This window comes from Gilvibacter sp. CC01, from assembly GCF_055755295.1.
On record NZ_CM146909.1, the window covers coordinates 2,671,135 to 2,691,045 of the forward strand.

Annotated in this window: 14 protein-coding genes; 4 read left to right on the plus strand and 10 right to left on the minus strand. The window is 43.7% G+C overall.

Annotated elements, in window-relative coordinates:
- Window positions 1-71 precede the first annotated feature (71 nt).
- The 7 genes from AC0J2F_RS12665 to AC0J2F_RS12695 form a co-directional block, all read right to left on the minus strand.
- Entirely contained in the window at window positions 72-2,891 is a 2,820-nt protein-coding gene (locus tag AC0J2F_RS12665; RefSeq protein WP_473007957.1) for a gluzincin family metallopeptidase, read from the minus strand.
- Window positions 2,891-4,126 (minus strand): hypothetical protein, encoded by a 1,236-nt coding sequence (locus tag AC0J2F_RS12670; RefSeq protein WP_473007958.1) that lies wholly within the window; start codon window positions 4,124-4,126, stop codon window positions 2,891-2,893. The genes AC0J2F_RS12665 and AC0J2F_RS12670 overlap by 1 nt, the downstream gene beginning before the upstream one ends.
- Window positions 4,127-4,156: 30 nt before the next feature.
- A complete protein-coding gene (locus AC0J2F_RS12675; protein WP_473007959.1) occupies window positions 4,157-4,846 on the minus strand; it encodes an LOG family protein in 690 nt (229 codons plus the stop codon).
- Window positions 4,847-4,860: 14 nt separating this feature from the next.
- Window positions 4,861-7,704, minus strand: a complete 2,844-nt coding sequence (uvrA, locus tag AC0J2F_RS12680) for an excinuclease ABC subunit UvrA (RefSeq protein WP_473007960.1) — start codon at window positions 7,702-7,704, stop codon at window positions 4,861-4,863.
- Window positions 7,705-7,760: 56 nt separating this feature from the next.
- Window positions 7,761-8,780 (minus strand): hypothetical protein, encoded by a 1,020-nt coding sequence (locus AC0J2F_RS12685; protein ID WP_473007961.1) that lies wholly within the window; start codon window positions 8,778-8,780, stop codon window positions 7,761-7,763.
- A gap of 281 nt (window positions 8,781-9,061) precedes the next feature.
- Complete coding sequence (gene ggt, locus AC0J2F_RS12690; RefSeq protein WP_473007962.1) at window positions 9,062-10,771, minus strand: gamma-glutamyltransferase; 1,710 nt, start codon at window positions 10,769-10,771, stop codon at window positions 9,062-9,064.
- Window positions 10,768-11,352 (minus strand): acyl carrier protein phosphodiesterase, encoded by a 585-nt coding sequence (locus tag AC0J2F_RS12695; protein WP_374959356.1) that lies wholly within the window; start codon window positions 11,350-11,352, stop codon window positions 10,768-10,770. The genes ggt and AC0J2F_RS12695 overlap by 4 nt, the downstream gene beginning before the upstream one ends.
- A 70-nt stretch (window positions 11,353-11,422) precedes the next feature.
- Here AC0J2F_RS12695 and glmM point away from each other — a divergent pair, with 70 nt between their 5' ends.
- Window positions 11,423-12,811: a phosphoglucosamine mutase gene (glmM, locus tag AC0J2F_RS12700; protein WP_374958121.1), complete on the plus strand. Its 1,389-nt coding sequence runs from the start codon at window positions 11,423-11,425 to the stop codon at window positions 12,809-12,811.
- Here the strand turns inward: glmM and AC0J2F_RS12705 are convergent.
- On the minus strand, window positions 12,808-13,677 hold the full coding sequence (locus tag AC0J2F_RS12705; protein WP_374959355.1) for a lysophospholipid acyltransferase family protein: 870 nt from the start codon (window positions 13,675-13,677) through the stop codon (window positions 12,808-12,810). The two genes, glmM and AC0J2F_RS12705, sit on opposite strands and share 4 nt — an antisense overlap.
- Before the next feature lie 62 nt (window positions 13,678-13,739).
- Here AC0J2F_RS12705 and AC0J2F_RS12710 point away from each other — a divergent pair, with 62 nt between their 5' ends.
- Window positions 13,740-14,387, plus strand: a complete 648-nt coding sequence (locus tag AC0J2F_RS12710) for a rhomboid family intramembrane serine protease (protein WP_087522766.1) — start codon at window positions 13,740-13,742, stop codon at window positions 14,385-14,387.
- Between the two features lie 32 nt (window positions 14,388-14,419).
- The gene (locus AC0J2F_RS12715) at window positions 14,420-15,076 is read left to right on the plus strand and encodes an SIMPL domain-containing protein (RefSeq protein ID WP_473007963.1); all 657 of its coding nucleotides are present in this window, start codon (window positions 14,420-14,422) and stop codon (window positions 15,074-15,076) included.
- Here the strand turns inward: AC0J2F_RS12715 and AC0J2F_RS12720 are convergent.
- On the minus strand, window positions 15,073-16,188 hold the full coding sequence (locus AC0J2F_RS12720) for a redoxin domain-containing protein (protein WP_473007964.1): 1,116 nt from the start codon (window positions 16,186-16,188) through the stop codon (window positions 15,073-15,075). The genes AC0J2F_RS12715 and AC0J2F_RS12720 overlap by 4 nt on opposite strands.
- Before the next feature lie 123 nt (window positions 16,189-16,311).
- Here AC0J2F_RS12720 and AC0J2F_RS12725 point away from each other — a divergent pair, with 123 nt between their 5' ends.
- Complete coding sequence (locus tag AC0J2F_RS12725; RefSeq protein WP_473007965.1) at window positions 16,312-18,684, plus strand: GAF domain-containing protein; 2,373 nt, start codon at window positions 16,312-16,314, stop codon at window positions 18,682-18,684.
- On the opposite strand, the gene AC0J2F_RS12730 is transcribed toward AC0J2F_RS12725, so the two are convergent.
- Complete coding sequence (locus AC0J2F_RS12730; protein ID WP_473007966.1) at window positions 18,681-19,889, minus strand: Pycsar system effector family protein; 1,209 nt, start codon at window positions 19,887-19,889, stop codon at window positions 18,681-18,683. The genes AC0J2F_RS12725 and AC0J2F_RS12730 overlap by 4 nt on opposite strands.
- Window positions 19,890-19,911 lie beyond the last annotated feature (22 nt).

Consider the following 19,911-nt stretch of genomic DNA (forward strand, 5'->3'; position numbering starts at 1 on the left):
ATCATTACGAATAATTAAAAATTCTTCAGATATGAGCTATTCTGTTAAATATTTGTCAATGAAATTTAGGTTTAGTACCACTCTCGGGTGAACAACCTAAACAGGGTTTGTGGACTAAGCGTCACTATAAAACGAATCCGTTGATCGTAGTTGCCTAAACTCGGTTCCCAACCTAAACTAGAATACAGTGGTAAGAACACCTCGAAGTAATCGGCCACCAAACTAAGGCGGATCCCGGAGTCAAAAACAGCTTGGGTCCCGCGATCGCGATTGTGAATAACTCCTGCATCGCCATAGGCAAAGATCCATTTCCAGATGTTGGTACTCGCATTGACCGTGGCAATCCAATTGTCAGAAAAGGCAGGTTGTAGTTGCGACTTAAAACCTCCCTCCGCAATAATGATCTGCTGCGAAAAGATACCGGCATCGTCGCTGCGTCCGTAGTAATCATAATCAAAGAGATAATCCGTAGGCCTGTCTAAGGCAAAACTAAAGAAGTCGTCATCTCTTGGGGTGTCATTAAAAAGAAAGACTCCGGCAAAGAAACGCAGATTCAACTGTCGGTTGCTCAAAAACAGTTTGCGGTATTCTAAAGTAGTCGAGATCTTGCTGAACTGATCAGAAAGTTCATAACTGAAAGTTCCTTTATAAAAATCGATCAGGTTGTTATCCGAATAAGTGTATTGCAGATTAAACACACTGTAATTAGGCGTTTCTAAAGGAATATTCGGATCCTCATCTCTGTCTATATTGATGTTTCTCAGGCTGATGGTCTGGCGCATATTACTGCGCAAATTGTCAGAATCTCTAAAGGAGAAGGTGATAAAAGGCGTGTAGCGTCTAAAGTTCAGGCCTTCGTTGTACGAACTTGTGGCTCCAGACAGCCCATAGCGCATCGCAAAGAGCGAGCTGTTCTGAATATAGTCCGTATACACCACAGAGGCACTACCGACTATTTGCTTGGACTTAAGTCCATAGCGCGGCTGAATACGGTAGTTCCAATTCTTTGGCAGTACTGTTTTGTTGTAGAGTTTTGGCCCTATAGAAAGTCCGTCGTAAACGTTGAAGTCAAAAACAGGCATTACAAAACTCTGATTGTATTTAGGGTCTTCTACGTCTAAGAAAAGTCTAAACTCCAGCGGTTTGTTAAATAGTCCTTTCAGGTTCTTGTAATTGTTTCTGTTATTGATCTCTGGCACTACACGGTTGTAGTTTACCGCCAACTTTCTGATGCCTTCGCGCGGGATGGTCACGCGAGTGATGCTGTCAGAAGGAGCTATCCAAGTCTGGTAGACTATAGAATCTCGATCTAAACCAAAAAGCGGCACAGGCACTTTTACACCCGTCTTATTCTTAACCGTTACCTGCAAGGAATCGCCCATGCGACGTACCCTTTTGATCTTAAAATCTATGGGAACATTGGTCTGTACGTATTCGTCAAAGAACCAAGAGACCGGAAGAGCTGCTCGCTCCTCTACGATATCAGCAAAGGCTTGAGAGGTGGTCGGCTTAAGTAGGTTTTGCTGGTAAAAGCTGCGGATGGATTCTGCCAAGGCATCTGAGTCTAAATAATCCTCCAAAAACTTAAAGCCCACTCCGGCCTTATAACTACTTGCAATGTTCTTATTGAATTTAACCAAGGAATCCCTCGAAGTCGTTAGGGCTTGGTCCAAATTATTGCGTACCATATTCATGTATAGCAATTCGTACTGATCGTTGAATTCCAGATCACTTGCATGAGACCACTTGATCACCCACAGGTTACTCAAACTCCCAATGATCTTCATGTCCGGATAATACAGATCGGTGTATTTCATCATCAGATACACCTGTATACCACCATAGAGCCAATGGTCCTTGCGCGGATCTAACATCAAAGTATTCTTGAGATATTTGGCTGTGATGGTTTTGAGTTGTTCCATATCGTACTGGAACCCATCAGGGAAAGGACTTATAAAATCTGGAAGCTGATTCAATCCATACACAGGACTCAATTTGTAATCCTCTCTGGAGATGATCATTTTTTCCAGGGGATATGGCCCTAGTTCTTTTTTCAAAAATTGAATGATGCGATCAATATTGAAGGCCTTTAAAGGAGGACTGATCTTGTTGTCGTCTAGGTTGGTCAGCACCTCAAATTCATCGGTGATCACAGACTCAAAATCAAAATCTCGAGTAACGTAAAGCGGAATTTCTGTTCGATTATCGCCAGTAAGTACTGTGGTTGTAAGTTCTGTAGTGTTTCTTTCGGTAACTGTCACTAAGTTGCTAATTACCTTATAGTTAGTCGGGGCTGTAAAATTTACTTTAACGTGAAAGGGATCCGTGTAGAAGTCATTCAGGTTCTTGTTGCTGTAAGCTTTCCATTGCCCATCGTAAACTGCCGGTGCCATGTACCAGTAGCGCAGTTTTAAATTGTTTCTGCCATCATAACCAAAGCGGGTAAACCGATCATCGGGTAAGATGATACGATAATTCATTTTGAGTATTTGACTAGCTCCCGGAGCTAAGCTTTGCGGTAATTCAACGCGGATCAGATCTACCTCCGGACGGCTGTATGACAAACTCTTATCGGCCTCATCGGTTAGGGTTTGCAATTGGGTCCGACCTCTGTTCTTGTCCTTTTCAAAATAGAATCGATTGTTAAAATTCTCTGCAAAACGCTCTCCTAGAGCCGAGGTCTTATCAGAGAAACTATTGGCCCAATCCAACAGGATAATTTCGTCAAGGTGATCAGTACTGGAGTTGTAATAGACGATCTCTTGTGTTACCTCTATATAATGTCCAACAGGATCGGCCTCTGCTGTGATTAACAACTGATTTGTTTGCCCCAATCCGGAGTAACTCAGTCCAAAAAAGAGTCCTATCAGTATAAGCGTGAATCTGCCCATTAACGCTTAATGAATTTTAAAACAGGCCCCGAATCTGGAATTATGTAGTAAACGCCGCTGGGGTAAGTAGCTGTATTGATTTCCAACTCGGTGCTGTTGTCAAAGCTTTTAAAGTCGAGTTGTTGGCCTAGGGTGTTGAATATGCGAAAATCTTGAACTTCGGATTCAGCTTCTAAGGCAATGGTTATGCTAGTCGCTGCTATATTGCCATAAGGAAAATACAGGCCTTGTGTAGCGGTAAAATCAGTAAGACCCAACAAGGGCTCATCGGACTCTAGAGTAATGCTCACCGGAAGGTGGTCGCTTATGTTCCAAAGAGCGTCGCGCAGTTCCAAACTGTAAGGACCATCACACAGACTATTGTTTACACTGCGATTATAGCAGTTGCCGTTGTTGCCTATGGTAAAATAACTCCCTTCTACATAACGCAGCGGGCTATCTTCTAGTAAATTCTCAGAAACTAGAATGTGGTCAAACCTATCGTCCATTCCGCCTCCGGCACCAACGCCTCCAAAAGGCGCTGAACTGCTTCGGGTACTTTGTGTAAAGAGGTCTTCGTAATCGGTGTTGTTGCTCCAGTTTCCGCTGCGGTTCAAAGGATCTTTAAAGACAATGGGGTTAGATACTGCGGTCAATTCCAGATATGCCAATTCTGCCCCGGTATACAGGTTTAGATCTCCTGTAAACACTACATATGAATTGGGGTCAAGATCGTCTAAAGTATCTGTAAAGGCCTGAATCATCTCAAAGCGTTTGATCTCGTTGGATGAACCTGTGCTCGCCTTTAAATGGGAGGCATAAACCAACAGTTTTATGGGATCTGTGTCTTGGTTGGCTGTTTTAAGTTCGAGTTCATAGCCGTTGATGTCACGAATCGTTGTCGGGATCACCGTAAAGTCGATAAGATCGAATTTATCTGCTCTGTAGTAAACCAACTGCTGTAAATTGGCAGTGCTCGAAGTGTTAAATACAAATTCTGCCGCTTCGTATAAATCATCATCGACATTTAAAACATTGTTTAACAATTGGTCGGCCCCGCTGGGCGATTGCATTTCACAGACCAACAAGATATCCGGAGGATAGGTATCAAAAACGGTCTTTAAATGCATGTCTCTATCTGCCGGAGGTGCTGAAGGGTATAACAAGAGGTTATAGAACATCACAGTAAAGTCGTTCTGTCCAAACGCGAATACGTTCAGTAACAATAGCAATAGGGTGCACAGTTGTTTTAACATAGGGGTAGGGGTCGTATGTAAAGCCAGAATTTAAAAATTCGGGCTCAAGTTGTATTTCGAATAGAAGTTATTTAAAATTTCTAATACTTCGTCTTCTGTGTCAACGATATGCCATAAGTCTACGTCTTCTGGGCTGATGTTGCCATTTTCTTCTAGAAGGGTCTGTTTTACCCAATCAATAAGGCCTGTCCAAAAACTAGTACCAACCAAAATGATAGGGAAACGTTCAATTTTATGCGTTTGGATGAGTGTCATCGCTTCAAAAAGCTCATCCAGTGTTCCAAATCCCCCCGGCATCACTACAAAACCTTGTGAATATTTTACGAACATCACCTTGCGAACAAAGAAATAATCAAAGTTAATGCTCTTGTCGCTGTCTATATAGGGGTTGTCGTGTTGCTCAAAGGGTAGGTCGATGTTCAAACCAACCGAAGTTCCGCCAGCCAAGTGAGCCCCTTTGTTTCCAGCTTCCATGATACCAGGGCCACCACCAGTTATGACGCCATAACCGTGTTCAGTGATCTTTTTGGCGATGCGTTCTGCCAATTGATAATAGGGTTGTTCGGGTTTGGTTCTGGCCGATCCGAAGATAGAGACACAGGGTCCAATAAGACTCAGTTTCTCATATCCGTTTACAAACTCTCCCATGATCTTAAAGATCGCCCAAGAGTCGTTGGTCTTTACTTCGTTCCAACCTTTTGGATTGTTGTTAGCTTTCATTTACTTGATACTTTTTATTTCTTCACCGATTCCAACTCGCGCTTTAAGAAAGCTGCGGTATGGCTCGATTTTACTTTCACAATTTCTTCTGGGGTGCCTTGTGCAACGACCTTACCGCCGCCTTTACCTCCTTCTGGTCCTATATCTATCAAATAGTCTACCATTTTTACAACGTCTAAGTTGTGTTCTATGATAAGGACCGTATTTCCTTTGTCTACCAATTTGTTTAAAACCAACATCAACACGCGAATATCTTCGAAATGCAAACCGGTAGTGGGTTCGTCTAAGATATAAAAAGTGTTACCAGTATCGCGTTTAGAAAGTTCTGTCGCTAGTTTAATACGCTGTGCTTCTCCTCCTGAAAGCGTGGTAGACTGCTGACCTAGTGTGATATAACCCAAGCCAACATCTCGAATTGTTTTGAGTTTTCTGTAGATCTTAGGAATGTGCTCAAAAAACTCACAGGCTTCGTCTATGGTCATTTCCAAAACATCGAAGATAGACTTGCCTTTATAACGGATCTCTAAGGTCTCTCTATTAAAACGCTTGCCTTGGCAGGTTTCGCATTCCACGTATACATCTGGTAGAAAGTTCATCTCTATCACTTTCAAGCCGCCACCTTTACAGGTTTCGCAACGTCCGCCAGCTACATTAAAACTAAAGCGTCCGGGTTTGTATCCGCGGATAGCAGCCTCAGGAACTTTAGCAAACAAGGATCGGATCTCTGAAAATACTCCTGTGTAGGTTGCCGGGTTGGAACGCGGTGTACGCCCAATCGGGCTTTGGTTAATGTCGATCACCTTGTCTATATGTTCCAAACCGCTGATCTTTTTATACGGTAAAGGTTTCTTTACCCCATTAAAAAAATGTGCATTGAGTATAGGGTAGAGCGTTTCGTTGATCAAAGTCGATTTTCCACTTCCTGAAACACCGGTAACACCGATCATTTTGCCCAAGGGTAAGTCTACACTCACGTTCTTGAGGTTGTGTCCTGTGGCGCCGCTTAAGGTCAACACTTTTCCGTTGCCCTCACGTCTTTTTGCGGGAACTTCAATATTCTTGGTGCCTTTAAGATATTCTGCCGTCAAGGTAGGATGCTCCAAGATTTCTTTAGGAGCTCCTTTGGAGACGATCTCGCCACCGTGTTTTCCGGCTGCCGGGCCTATATCGATCACATAGTCGGCATGCTCTATCATGTCCTTGTCGTGCTCTACCACCAAAACAGAGTTCCCCAGTTCTTTGAGTTTAACCAAAGAGTCTATGAGTTTTGCATTATCTCGCTGGTGCAAGCCAATACTCGGCTCATCCAAAATATAAAGTACGCCGACCAATTGAGATCCTATCTGTGTGGCCAGACGGATCCGCTGGGCCTCTCCACCAGACAAGGACTTGGAGCTTCTATTTAGCGAAAGGTAGGTCAGACCAACGTCTACCAAGAACTGGAGGCGTGCTCTAATTTCTTTGATCACCTCGCTGGCGATCTTTTGTTGAGACTCACTGAGTTTATCGGTTATATTATCAAACCACTCCATAAGCTCAACCACGTCCATCTTGGCCAGATCGGCTATGCTCTTTTCGGCAACTTTAAAGTAAAGCGATTCCTTTCTCAGGCGCGAACCGCCGCATTCAGGGCATTCAACGCGATCCATAAAGTCCTTGGCCCAACGTTGCAGCGAAGCCGAATCGTTGTTGTGGTAAGTGTTCTCGATAAAATTGGCGATTCCTTCAAAATCGATCTTGTAGGTGCGGGTAATTCCCAGGGTCTTAGAGGCGACCTCGAATTTTTCGTTTCCGCCGTAAAGAATAATGTCTACGGCTTCTTGTGGAATATCTTTAAAAGGATCACTCAGCTTGAAATTGTAGCGCTCCGCAATGAGTTCCAATTGTTTGAATATCCAGTTGGATTTCTGCGGACCTTGTGGCGCTAGCGCCCCTTGTTTTATAGACATTGTTTTGTCTGGAACGATCTTGTCCACATTGATCTCGTGCTTATGTCCTAAACCTTTACAACTCGGACACATCCCTTTGGGAGAATTGAACGAGAAGTTATTGGGCTCCGGATTCGGATAAGAGATACCACTGCTAGGACACATCAAGGTTCTACTGAAATATCGCGTATTACCTGTTTCGTTATCTATGACCATGAGCACGTCGTCTCCGTGATACATGGCAGTTTTGATGGTCTCAGCCAATCGATTGTCCAAAAGGGCAGAGGCATCGACCAAGAGTCTGTCTATTACGATCTCAATGTCGTGTATCTTGTAACGATCTACCTTCATGCCGCTCACTAGATCGACAATTTCGCCATCTACACGAACTTTTATAAAGCCCTGTTTTCCGATCTGTTCAAACAACTCTCGGTAATGTCCTTTTCGAGAACGGATCACCGGAGCCAAAACAGATACCTTACGGCCTTCAAATTCTTTTAAAATCAGTTCCTGGATCTGCTCATCGCTGTAAGAGACCATTTTCTCGCCGGTCTCATAACTGTAAGCGTCACTTGCACGAGCGTAGAGCAGGCGTAAGAAGTCGTAGATCTCTGTAATGGTACCTACAGTAGAACGCGGGCTTTTACTGGTGGTTTTCTGTTCTATAGCAATTACAGGAGATAGCCCATCGATCTTGTCTACATCAGGGCGTTCCAATCCGCCTAAAAACTGACGCGCATAGGCCGAGAATGTCTCAATGTAGCGGCGCTGGCCTTCTGCATAGATGGTATCGAAAGCAAGTGATGACTTTCCACTGCCAGAAAGTCCTGTGATCACTACCAAATTCTCTCTGGGAATGCGCACATCTATATTCTTGAGGTTGTGCACACGAGCCCCTAAAACTTCAATAAAATCCTCCTGATTTGCCATAGTTTGCAAAGGTACTGATTTGACTGCTAAAAACTCAGGGAGTTATAAAGCTTTTATCAACCTTGCATACGGGTAGATTCGCTGGCTAAGAACTGGTAAAAGGAAGTAGCGATAAAAAACACCAAGGCGATGATCACCGACACGCTGACTATGCTAAAAATCATAGATAGTTGCAGCAAGGAAGCTACTAAAGGTAGTAGCACTCCAAAGATGATTAGCACGGCAAAAATTGCGTAGAGGTAACGAACCATCCTCGGCAGTTTTTTATCGAATCCTTCCTGAAATTGGTACAGTTTGGGCAGTATCTCATTAGACATATACTCCCCGAGTTTAGAGAGGAAAACCTCGTTGAATGAGGAATCCTCAAAAGCTTCGTTGTCAATAGACAATGCAAGCTTCATGATCTTATCCTGATGGCGCTCGTAAACGTTATTCAGATTGAGCGCTTCTTTGTAAATGCTGTATTTGTATCCGAAGTAATACCAAAGTCCGCTACCGCATTTGTGCTCTAACCACTTTTCTAGCAAGCGCTTGTCGTATATCTTCGGATGCGATATGTTTTCGTTGATGCGTTTGTCTCTGGCCGAATTATAGAGCAGGGATTTCAATTCCAGATAAAGGTTTTCTGTGTCTTCGTAGTTGTGCGATTCCTGCAAGAACTCAATGGCCAATTTGGATTTTCCTTTGTAAAACTCCTTGACCTCAAAAAAGGTAAGCCCTTCGTATTCATCGTCGATATACTCCTTAAGTCCAGGTAGCCACATTTTAGAGCGTAAGAGTAATTCCACAATGTCTCTAAAACTGTTCATCTGGTCTGTCACTCGGCGCAATTGCGATAGGAGTTGATCTCGGTTAGTCTTGACAGTAAGTACGTTGGCAGCCAGATACACCATGATCACCGCACCAAAAATGGCACTGATATAGGTAATGGTGGTATTTATATTTTGCAGCAGGGGAGCGAACTCCGGATCGGTCTGGCTTTTTTGCCACAGCAAGAAAAATAGGCCAATACAGAGCAGGCCGCTAAAAATTAGCGGGACTATAGTCAGTATATCCTTTTTATAGGATTTGGCCATAATTTGCACTTTTGGCAAGCATATGGCAGCAGGGTCAAGCAGTTTTAAGGCCAAAGCACAGCAAAGTATGCATCGGTCTTAGAACGACGTTGTAGGTTAGTTTTAAAGTAATTTTAAACTATAAGCTTCTAAAAATCAATTTGTTATAAATAGCCCCAAGTGTAAAATTGAGTAGCTCCTGCTGCAACATAGAGTTACCTAATATGCTCCAAAAATAGAAAAATATCTTAAAATGTAGTATAAATCTTACTTTTTGTAAGAAAATACATCTAGATTACAGCCTAATATCCTACAGCCGTATCGTCTCCTCGGCGGTCCGCGCCACCCTCTAAACGACCATCTGGAAGTACCATGATCCCGTCTACCTTGCCAATAATAGGACTGTTGTTCGTATTGGGCATATAACCTTTGGTTTTAAGACTGTCTAAAATAGCCTGCTCAAAGCCCTCAGGTTCAAACAAGATCACATCGGGTAGCCATTGGTGGTGAAAACGTGGGGCATTCACTGCTTCTTGCATACTCATATCGAATTCGTATACATTGAGTACAGTTTGTAGTACAGAAGTAATAATGGTAGAACCTCCCGGAGTTCCAACGGTCATCCAGAATTTCCCGTCCTTTTCAATAAGAGTTGGGGTCATGGAGCTTAGCATGCGTTTTTGCGGAGCGATCGAATTGGCCTCGGCCCCAATTAAACCAAACATATTAGGCACGCCTGGCTTGGCGCTAAAGTCATCCATTTCGTTGTTGAGAAAGAATCCCAGTTCCGGTACATAGAGTTTAGAACCATATGCTCCGTTGAGCGTAGTGGTCACTGCTATGGCATTGCCAAAGGCGTCCACAATAGAGTAGTGGGTGGTCTCCATACTTTCTACAACTTCCACTTCGCCATAATTAATGGCTGACGAAGGTGTTGCAGCATCAAAGCTAAAATCGCTCATGCGCCCGCTTAAATAAGCCTCACTGGTCAAGATTTCTGTTGGAATATCAACAAAATCGGGATCCCCCAAATAATAGCTGCGGTCTGCATAGGCGCGTCTTTCTGCCTCTGTGATAAGCTGAATTGCCTTTAAACTGTTATGTCCATAGCTTTTTATGTCATAGGGTTCTATCATTTTCATGATCTGCGCTAAGCAAATTCCTCCAGAAGAGGGTGGTGCCATAGAGATCACGCGTAGGTCTTTGTAATTGAATATCACTGGCTCTCGCCATTGGGCTTCGTAGGCCTTTAGGTCTTCTAAGGTGATAATACCGTCGTGCTGGCTTAAATAATTGACCAGCTCCTTGCCCAAACTTCCGCCGTAGAATGCAGATCGGCCTTCCGTTTGTAGTGCTTTTAAACTGTTTGCCAAAGCGGGGTTCTTCACAGTATCACCTGCTTTGAAACCTTGACTATACAGTGTTTTTTGTCTATTGATAGAATCAAAGATCGCAGCGTAATTGTCAAAACGCGCTTGTTGCTTTTCGGTGACCACATAACCGCGCTCTGCCAACTGGATCACAGGCTCTAAAAGGGTCTCCATTGGCAGGGATCCCAGTTTTTCGTGCACTGCAAATATTCCGGCAACCGTTCCTGGCACTCCTACAGCTAAGCCGCCAACTTTACTTTTGTCGGAGATCACCTCGCCGTTCTCGTCCAAATACATATCCTTATAAGCTGCCATTGGCGCTTTTTCTCGGTAGTCCAAGGCTCCGAGTTCTCCGTACTGAGTTCGGTATACCATAAATCCACCGCCACCTAGATTTCCGGCAAAAGGATAGGTAACGGCCAGCGCCATTTCTGTAGCGATCATCGCATCGAAAGCATTTCCACCCATCTTAAGGATCTCGGTTCCTATTCGAGAAGCCTCTTCTCGGGCAGAAACTACCATGGCCTTTTCGGTGATCAGGCCTTGAACTGACTCTTGGGATTCTACTACTGCAAGTTCCGGACTGTTCTTACAGCTTACAAGGAGCATCAGGCTCAGCAGGGTGGCGATTGTCTTAGTCATAAAGATTTTAGTTTGTTTTTGCTAAAAGCGGTGAGTTCGGCAAAGAAATCGGTGAATTCTTCTCGAAACTCATCGTAATGCGCTTCGAGCTCTAAGATAGCGAAATTCATCTTGGAGCGGTTCTTTGTTCGCTTGTTCATCTGATACAATATCTTGCCAATTCCCTCTACAGTGGCATAGCTGAGTAGCCAATTGTCTGCTATCATATAAGGCATTAAGTTCTGTATCCTTTTAGGCAGTATGCTGTAATAGCTATTGAGCAGCTGGTAAAAATCCTGCACGTAGATATCCAAGGGGATATCTGAATAATCTTTCCAATTAGCAGCCAAGAAATGATCGTATAAGATGTCTACAATTACTCCGCTATAGTGTCCGTATTTCTTGTGGAGGCGTTTGCTGCTTTGCTTGACAATAGGATGACTGTCGGTATAGGTGTCTATGGCCCGGTGCAGCATGATGCCCTTCTGTATGCCCTCTGGAAATTCCAGATATTTCTTGCCTTTTACAGCATCGGCAATAAAGTTGCCCACAGTTACCTCAGGATCTCCACTAGACAAGTAAATATGGGCCAAATAATTCATGTTTCGAATTTACGAAAACTAAATACTAAGGCCCCGGAGAAATCTTATCTTTGCCAAAATTTATTACCAGATGACACTTATCAAATCCATTTCCGGAATTCGAGGAACCATAGGCGGAGGCGCCGGCGACAATCTAACCCCTATAGACGCTGTAACTTATGCGGCAGCTTATGGCAGTTGGATCAAGCAACAACGCGAAAAGACCAATTACAAAGTGGTCGTAGGGCGCGATGCGCGTATTTCTGGGCCTATGATCCAGCAGTTGGTCATGCAAACTTTGATAGGAATGGGAATCGATGTTGTAGATCTGGAACTGTCTACCACGCCTACGGTAGAAATGGCAGTTCCTATGGAACATGCCGATGGTGGTATCATACTTACCGCCAGTCATAATCCGAAGCAATGGAATGCCTTAAAACTACTCAATGCCAAAGGTGAGTTTCTGGATGCTGCTGCCGGACAGCAAATTTTAGATATCGCAGGGAATCAGGATTTTGATTTTGCCGAGGTTGACGATTTAGGAAAGATCACCAAGAATCAAGCCTATATGGATCTACATATAGATGAGATAATGGATCTAGACTTAGTAGATGCGGATTCGATAAAGAAAGCTGGTTTTAAAGTGGTTGTAGATGGTGTGAATTCTAGTGGAGGAGTAGCTGTTCCGCTACTTTTAGATCGCTTAGGCGTGCAGACGGTAAAGCTTTTCTGCGAGCCTACGGGGCATTTTCCGCACAATCCGGAACCGCTCAAAGAACATCTGGGAGCTATTATGGAAGCTGTTGTTAAAGAAGGAGCTGATTTTGGAATCGTAGTAGATCCGGATGTTGATCGTTTGGCTTTTATTTCTGAGGACGGTAGTATGTTCGGAGAAGAATACACCTTAGTTGCAGTGGCCGATTATATTTTGAGTAAAGTGCCTGGAAATACGGTTTCTAACCTTTCTTCATCTAGAGCCCTTCGAGACATCACCGAAAAGCATGGCGGGCAGTATTTTGCCAGTGCAGTAGGCGAGGTCAATGTGGTGACTATGATGAAAGACAAGAACGCTGTTATCGGAGGTGAAGGTAATGGCGGAATCATTTATCCTGAGCTTCACTACGGACGAGATTCCTTGGTTGGAATTGCGTTATTCCTAAGTCATTTGGCCAATCAGACCAAAACGGTGAGCGAGCTGCGCGCCAGCTATCCGAATTACTTTATGAGTAAGAAAAAGATACAATTGACTCCAGAATTGGACGTGGATGGTATCTTGGCTGGAATCCGCAGTAAATACGCTTCAGAGCATCCATCGACCATAGATGGTGTAAAGATCGACTTTGCGGATTCTTGGGTTCACTTGCGTAAATCCAACACCGAACCCATTATTAGAATCTATACGGAAGCTCCTACAGCAGAGGCCGCAGATTCTTTAGCAGATCGATTTATCGGCGAATTGAGCGAGCTGGCCGGGCTTTAATCCTGTTTTCTGTACTTCCAGCGTTTGTGTGACCACAGATAGTATTCTGGCGCCTCTTGGATCTGCCCTTCTAAGGCGTCTAAGAAACTTCGAGTTACTGGATAAGGATTGTCAGCCTTAGGGTGTAGCGGCACCAATCTCGCCTCATAGTGTCCGCGTTTTACTTTTTCAACATGCAAATAGAGGTGCACGAGGTCTAGCCTGCGGCCGAGTTCTTCTCCGCCGGTGAACACAGGTACTTCAACGCCCATAAAGGGTTCCCAGTGTTTGGCAACCGTAGGTCTTGGGGTTTGATCGCTCAGCATTAAAGTTATAGAAGGAACTCCTTCTTTTTTATTGCGAAACAGTGTAGAGACGATCTGTTTATTGTTTACAATGATTCCGCCAAAGCGTCCACGGATTTTACGAACCATGGCATCAAAAGAAGGATCTTCTAACTTCTTATAGACAGCATAACCCTGAACCGGTATGTGTTTTTGCATAATCCCGGCCCATTCCCAAGAAGCGTAATGCCCACACCAAAGTAAAATAGATCGGTTGCTGTTAAAGACCGGTTTTAAGACCTCAAGGTTTGTATACACAAAGCGTTTCTCCGCTTCTTTCTGGCTGATGGTATAACTCTTTATGGTCTCCAGTACAAAATCACAAAAGTGCCGGTAAAAGGCCTTGCGGGTCTTTTTGAGTTGTTTTTCGTCCCAGTTGGGAAAAGCGAGCTTTAGATTGTCATAGACCACTTTTTTTCGATATCCGAAGATGTAAAAGGTCAGCAGGAAAAGTAAATCTGCCAAAGCGTAAAGGGCCCAAAACGGCAGTTTGGAAATGATCCAAACCAAAGATTTAACCAGAATATACAACGCTTTGCGCATGGAGAAATTTTAGGCAAAACTAACTAAAATTAATTCATTAATTTGGCCCTTAAACTGCAATTATGTTAGACATCGCACCGATTACCCTATTGTTGATAGGAGCCAACATTCTCTTTTCTTCCAAAGGGTTTCAGGACTTTTCATTCTTTGAGAAATACAAGTTCAATGTAGGAGCGATTCGCCGTGGTGAGTACATCAGGTATTTGTCTTCCGGTTTTTTACATGCAGATTGGACCCACTTACTGGTCAATATGCTGACCCTCTACTTTTTTGCAGGAGCCATCATAGCTCGACTGGGTTTACTGCCCTTTCTGGTGATCTATTTTGCGAGTTTACTGGTGGGGAACTTTTTGTCTTTTGCCTTTCATAAGGACGAATACCACTACAGTGCGATTGGTGCCAGTGGTGCCGTGTCTGGTGTGGTGTTTGCCTTTGTATTGCTCTATCCGGATCAGAATCTCTACTTGTTCTTCGCTATCCCTATTAAAGCTTGGTTGTTCGGTATATTGTATTTAGTGTATTCCATATATGGGATGCGGAATCAATTGGGGAATATTGGTCATGATGCGCACTTTGGAGGTGCGGTGGCCGGTTATGGACTCACCTTGCTCTTTGAACCTTATTTGTTGGAGGCACGCACCGAATTGGTGTTGTTGATGGCGGTTCCGATTGTGGCACTATTTGTGCTTATCAAACAAAAACGAATATGAAAACATTTTATCTATTTATCTGTATTTTGATTATGAGTACGAACATGCAGGCCCAAACGGAGGCCTTTCCATCTCGTGTGGATGTAAGCGGCACGGGCACTGTAAAAATTACTCCAGACCAAGTGCTAATTGGCCTTCGTGTGGAGAACACAGGCAATGACGCAGCCACTGTAAAACGAGAGAACGATCAGATTGTGGCTGCTGTGCTGCGCTTTTTAAAGGATGCCGGTGTACCGGATTCCGATGTGCAGACCGAATACATCAGACTCAATAAAAACTACAATTACAATTCCAAGACCTACAACTATGTGGCCAATCAGTCGATCAATGTACTGCTCAAGGATCTGAGTAAGTACGAATCGGTGATGAACGGGCTTATTAGCTCCGGAGTGAATCGGATAGATAATATCAACTTTGGTAGTTCGGAAAGAGAGCGACTCGAGGTGGAGGCTCGTAAAAAGGCAGTATTGAACGCCAAACAAAAAGCTGGCGAATACGCAGCAGCTTTAGGGCAGCAGATAGGCAGTGCTGTTCGCATTAGTGAACAGACCGCTAGTGTGTCACCGGGAGTGAATTTGCGCTCTTTTGCAGTAGCTGATGCCGCCGAAAGCGAGGCTACCATTGCACCCGGAGAGCTTGAGATCCGTGTGAATGTTCAAGTGAGCTTTATACTACTAGGGAACGACTAGTTGTCGAAAAGTTGGGCCAATTTAGCTTCTAGCTGCGGACCGCGGAGGTTCTTGGCAATGATCACCCCATTCTCATCGAGTAAAAAGGAAGCAGGAATTGCATGTACATTGTACATACGCGCAATAGGATCTTGCCAGAACTGCAGGTTAGAGATCTGCGGCCAAGGCAGGCCGTCGTCTGCTATGGCTTTTATCCATCGTGCCTTGCCATTGGGTTGATCCAAAGAAACACCGATGATGTTAAAACCTTTATCGTGATAAGCTTCATAAGCCTTAACTAGGTTTGGGTTCTCAATACGACAGGGTTTGCACCAAGACGCCCAAAAATCAATTAGGGTTACTTTGCCTTTCACGCTTTCTAAAGAGACCACTTCTCCTGCTGGGTTAGGTGCTTCAAAGGTCGGAGCCACTCCGCCGATCTCCACGTTTTTCATGGCGTCTAACGATTCTTTTACGGTCTTGCCGATAAGGGTGTTGAGTACTTCCGGATCTGTTTGCTCTACGATCTCTCTGGCTTCGTCTGCGGTAATGTCCTTTTTATTGATCAGCTCAGAAAGAATGATCATAGTAAAGAGCGAGTTCGGATTATCTTGAACAAATTGTTTTTTAAAGGCACGTTCTGCAGAGAGCAACTCCTTGTTTTCTTCTTGCAAGATGTTGATCATCACCCCGTCTTGCTCCAAACGAGCTTGTTTGTAGGCTTCTCCTTTTTCTTTTTTGAGTTTGGCGTACTGTAAAAGGGTATTGTTGTATTCACCGTAAAGGGCATTGCTACGCCCTCCGGTTGCTCGTGAGGCTTGCATGCTGTCTTTGTACATGGTCACCTTTATGGATTGATTTTCGTTAAAGACGATCATATTCTTGCGGCTCACAGGTTCACTGAGAAGTCGCAGCTCGGCTCCACTCACATTTTCTAGCTCCATGCTCACCTTACCACCTTGTACAACAAGCGTGTCCAAAACCACAGGCTGGTTGTTCTCGTTGATCTTCTGCCAGTAAAATTTGGTTCCGTCTTCAAAGCCTAAGGCAGTTCCGCTTAAAGTAAGTTTATCTGAATCTCCTTGGCAGGCTGTTAAAATTGTGGCGATCGCCGTAACGATTAATATCCTCATACGTCTAAATCAATATAAAGCGCAAAAATAACGATTAGCAGCAACAAATTTTGTTAAGATTATAATATTGTATCTTTGTTCTTTATTAGGGTATTAGGCTATCTAAGTAATTGATTTCTAGGCATGCAACTGAGCGACGACAACTTTCCCTTAAACATTAAGATCGGTTTTGGGAAACTCTTTGAACAATACAAAGAGCATATTAACAGCGAGGACCCCTTGGTGCAAGAGCGCGCAAAGGCGGTATTGGAGCTTTCTAAAAAGCATCCAGAACTGGTTAGTGGCTTAGAGACTCCAGAAGAAGTGGAGCGTTTAAAGCCGCAGATCGACTTTATTTTGAGTGATCTCTTTGCGCCTGTTTTACAGCAAAACGAGATCAAAGTTGCGACCATCCCCTTTAGAAATTACATTTTTAAGTCCACCAAGCGTTTTGAGAATATCCTCAAGAACGCAGAAGGCAATTACGATCTGAGTTTTACCAATTTTACTGCGGATGAGTTCTATGTCATGGCCTGTAGCGTGATCTTGGGTGCTCATTACGGCAAGCGCATGGATTCAAGGCGTCCGTTTCACTTCGCGATTCCAGACGCCAATAAGATCACCAGAAATTACCGCGTGCTCTACAATGGGGATTTCATAGAGATGAAACCAACCGACCGGGCCGTGGACCTAACAGAGGACGATATTGCAGAATTGATAGACAATTTCGACGATATTGACTTGTGGAAGTCTAAATTCCCGCCCCAGAGCTGGGAATTCAATGGTTTTGTAATTGGTAATATGTACGATTCTACCGTTGATGTAGCCTTGTCTGACCTTAAAGCAACACTGCTGCGACAAAACGACGAGAAAGCAGACGAAGACATCGAGGAGTTTGAGAAGATCCTTCAGGCGATATTCAATTTGCCAGAGATCAAAATGGGCTTTGCCGTCTACAATGAAGAAGAGCATCAGTTCGAACCGATTCCGCAGAGTAAGAACATCAATAGTTTCTTGCTCAATGGAGAAATGAGCGCATCTTGCGACAAGGCCTTATGTCCGCATTCGTACGAATCACTTTTTGTGACCAACGAATATTATTGCGTGTCTGACGTGGATAAATTCCACAAATTATATCCTAAGAATCCGCTTTACAAGAAGTTGAAACAACAACACGCTGGCAGTGCCATACTGGCGGCTGTTCGTGACGAAGGTAAGGTGCTCGGGGTATTGGAGCTGGTTTCGCCGAATCCGCAAGAACTCAATACGGTAAATGCCAATAAGCTTAACGACATTATGCCTTATGTCATAGATTCCGTTCGCAGTTCCAAAAGAAGAGAAGAGAACGAGATCGAACTTTTGATCCAACACGAATGTACCTCCATACATCCGAGTGTACATTGGAAATTTGTTCAGGAATCCAAGCGCGTTTTGGCAAAACGCTATGCAGGAGAAGAAGTTGGCTTTAGACAGATCGTTTTTGAGAACGTTTATCCGCTCTTTGGACAGATCGATATCAAAAGTTCATCGACCGCTAGAAATCACGCTATACAAGCAGATCTGATTTTGCAATTAGCCGCCATTAAAGATGTTATCAAGCTGGGCTTTGAGGCAGAACCCTTGCCAGTTTACGAGCAATTCATTCATCGAATCGACACCTATTTGGAGCTCATCCATAAAGATCTAAAAGTAGATAGCGAACAACGTATCCGTGCTTTTATTCAAGATGATATCAAACCGCTGTTCGAACATTTTGATAAGCTATCGCCAAGTCTGAGCAAAGCCATTGCCAATTATCGCGAGCAATTGGATCCGAACTTAAAATTGATCTACAAGCACCGTAAAGACTACGATGATTCCATCACCTTGATCAATAAAAAGATGTCGGAACTGCTCGACAAGAAGCAGCAAAAGGCTCAGGCGATGTACCCACACTACTTTGAACGCTTTAAGACCGATGGGGTAGAGCACAATATGTATATCGGGGAATCGATCACCAAAAGAGATAGTTTTAATAAAGTCTATTTGTACAATCTGCGTTTGTGGCAACTCCAGGTGATGTGTGAGATGGAGAACGCCTATTACAACATGAAGCCCAAATTGCCATTGGATCTAGACGTAACCTCTATGATCTTGGTGTTCAATGCGGCGCTTTCGGTTCGGTTTAGAATGGACGAAAAACGCTTTGACGTAGATGGAACCTACAATGCCCGATACGAAGTGGTCAAGAAACGTGTTGACAAGGCCTACATAAAGGGTACCGATCAGCGCGTAACTGAAAAGGGAAAGATCACCATAGTATACTCCCAAAAGAGTGACGAGCGCGAATACTTGCGCTATATCCAATTCTTGCAATCTAAGAATGTATTGAGCAATCAGGTAGAGATAGTACAGCTAGAAGATCTTCAAGGGGTTACAGGGCTTAAGGCCATTCGGGTAGATGTGCTCTACAAGACCAAAAAGAACGACAAGCAGTTCTACACCTATCAAGATCTTATGAAAGAGATCGGAAATTAGGCACCCATTGCTTCGCGTATGCCTGCAGACCATTGAAATGCAATGGCAAAGGCTATCACTGAAATAATTATCCCAACAATGAATACGGTATAGGTGAGACGTAGGATCTTGTATTTCCTATCTAGAACAATTCCTAAGAAATAAAGGTCTTTGGTCATGGCCGAATAGATATAATCCTTGTCGTTGAGCATTTGATTAATCGCCCAATCGAATTCTTGGTATTCCATTTTGTGGAAATTCCCAAAAAACAACAGATTGACGCGTTTTTGTTCCACGTCTTCTCGGGTGAATTTACCTCGTGTCACATTAGGCCTGGTAGCCAAGACCGATAAGATCATAGCCGCCACACTGAAAATGACAAAAACTACCGTTGGCACGATCAGATAGGCATTAGACGGGTTATCCAATTTGGGGATCAAATTAGATAAGGCCAAAGAAATGATAATAGCGTTTACTGAAAGTAAAATATTAGCCTTGGTATCGGCAATGTCGCTTAGTTTAATATGATTTCTCAGGGTTACGCGATACATGGACTGAATAGCCTTTTCAGGGCTTTCGTCCTTAAGCTTGGCCTTGAGTTTGGCCAATTTGGCCTTCTTTTTCTTTTCTTTCTGAGCAGAGCTTTCCTCTTTGAGCATTTTTAGATTCAGCTTCTTTTGAGGCTCCCATTGCTCTTTGGCGTAATCGGTATACCACTGGTGTTTGTTGCTGAACAGATCGATATTGATCAGTGTCCATTTTCTGAGCGAATAATCGTGTATCCCTAAATTTTTGAGTTCTTCTCGCAAATACTCAGAGGCCTGTAAATAGTAATTTTTCGCAAAGTGAGAAGCATCTGCATCGCGGATAATGTTTTCCAGTTCATTCTGAGGCTCATGCTCCATTTTAGTTGCCAAAATGCATTTCACTACCTTGTCAATTAACTCTTGGTCTGCGCCTTCGCCTTTTAAGAACTCCTGAGCCATTTCGGCACTGATCTCTTCGTGACCATCCCATTGGCTGATATAACCAACATCGTGCAAGAGAGAAGCTAATTGAAGGGCCTCCGCATCTTTCTCGCTGACCGAACTGTGTTCCAAAATTTCTTTCGTACTTTTAAATACGCGTTTGGTATGGAGTAGATTGTGGTAGACGATCTCGGGAGCGAGTTTCTCTTCTAGAAGCTGAGATACGTGTTCGTGAGTTTTTTGGATAAGGGAATTCATCTGTTCGATTATTACGCCAAAT

Excerpts from the sequence above, each read along its gene's own strand:
- AC0J2F_RS12665 (WP_473007957.1), bottom strand. The coding sequence starts at position 2,891 with ATGGGCAGATTCACGCTTATACTGATAGGACTCTTTTTTGGACTGAGT.
- AC0J2F_RS12725 (WP_473007965.1), top strand. The coding sequence starts at position 16,312 with ATGCAACTGAGCGACGACAACTTTCCCTTAAACATTAAGATCGGTTTT.
- glmM (WP_374958121.1), top strand. The coding sequence starts at position 11,423 with ATGACACTTATCAAATCCATTTCCGGAATTCGAGGAACCATAGGCGGA.
- AC0J2F_RS12720 (WP_473007964.1), bottom strand. The coding sequence starts at position 16,188 with ATGAGGATATTAATCGTTACGGCGATCGCCACAATTTTAACAGCCTGC.
- uvrA (WP_473007960.1), bottom strand. The coding sequence starts at position 7,704 with ATGGCAAATCAGGAGGATTTTATTGAAGTTTTAGGGGCTCGTGTGCAC.
- AC0J2F_RS12685 (WP_473007961.1), bottom strand. The coding sequence starts at position 8,780 with ATGGCCAAATCCTATAAAAAGGATATACTGACTATAGTCCCGCTAATT.
- AC0J2F_RS12695 (WP_374959356.1), bottom strand. The coding sequence starts at position 11,352 with ATGAATTATTTGGCCCATATTTACTTGTCTAGTGGAGATCCTGAGGTA.
- AC0J2F_RS12715 (WP_473007963.1), top strand. The coding sequence starts at position 14,420 with ATGAGTACGAACATGCAGGCCCAAACGGAGGCCTTTCCATCTCGTGTG.
- AC0J2F_RS12675 (WP_473007959.1), bottom strand. The coding sequence starts at position 4,846 with ATGAAAGCTAACAACAATCCAAAAGGTTGGAACGAAGTAAAGACCAAC.
- ggt (WP_473007962.1), bottom strand. The coding sequence starts at position 10,771 with ATGACTAAGACAATCGCCACCCTGCTGAGCCTGATGCTCCTTGTAAGC.
- AC0J2F_RS12730 (WP_473007966.1), bottom strand. The coding sequence starts at position 19,889 with ATGAATTCCCTTATCCAAAAAACTCACGAACACGTATCTCAGCTTCTA.
- AC0J2F_RS12705 (WP_374959355.1), bottom strand. The coding sequence starts at position 13,677 with ATGCGCAAAGCGTTGTATATTCTGGTTAAATCTTTGGTTTGGATCATT.
- AC0J2F_RS12710 (WP_087522766.1), top strand. The coding sequence starts at position 13,740 with ATGTTAGACATCGCACCGATTACCCTATTGTTGATAGGAGCCAACATT.
- AC0J2F_RS12670 (WP_473007958.1), bottom strand. The coding sequence starts at position 4,126 with ATGTTAAAACAACTGTGCACCCTATTGCTATTGTTACTGAACGTATTC.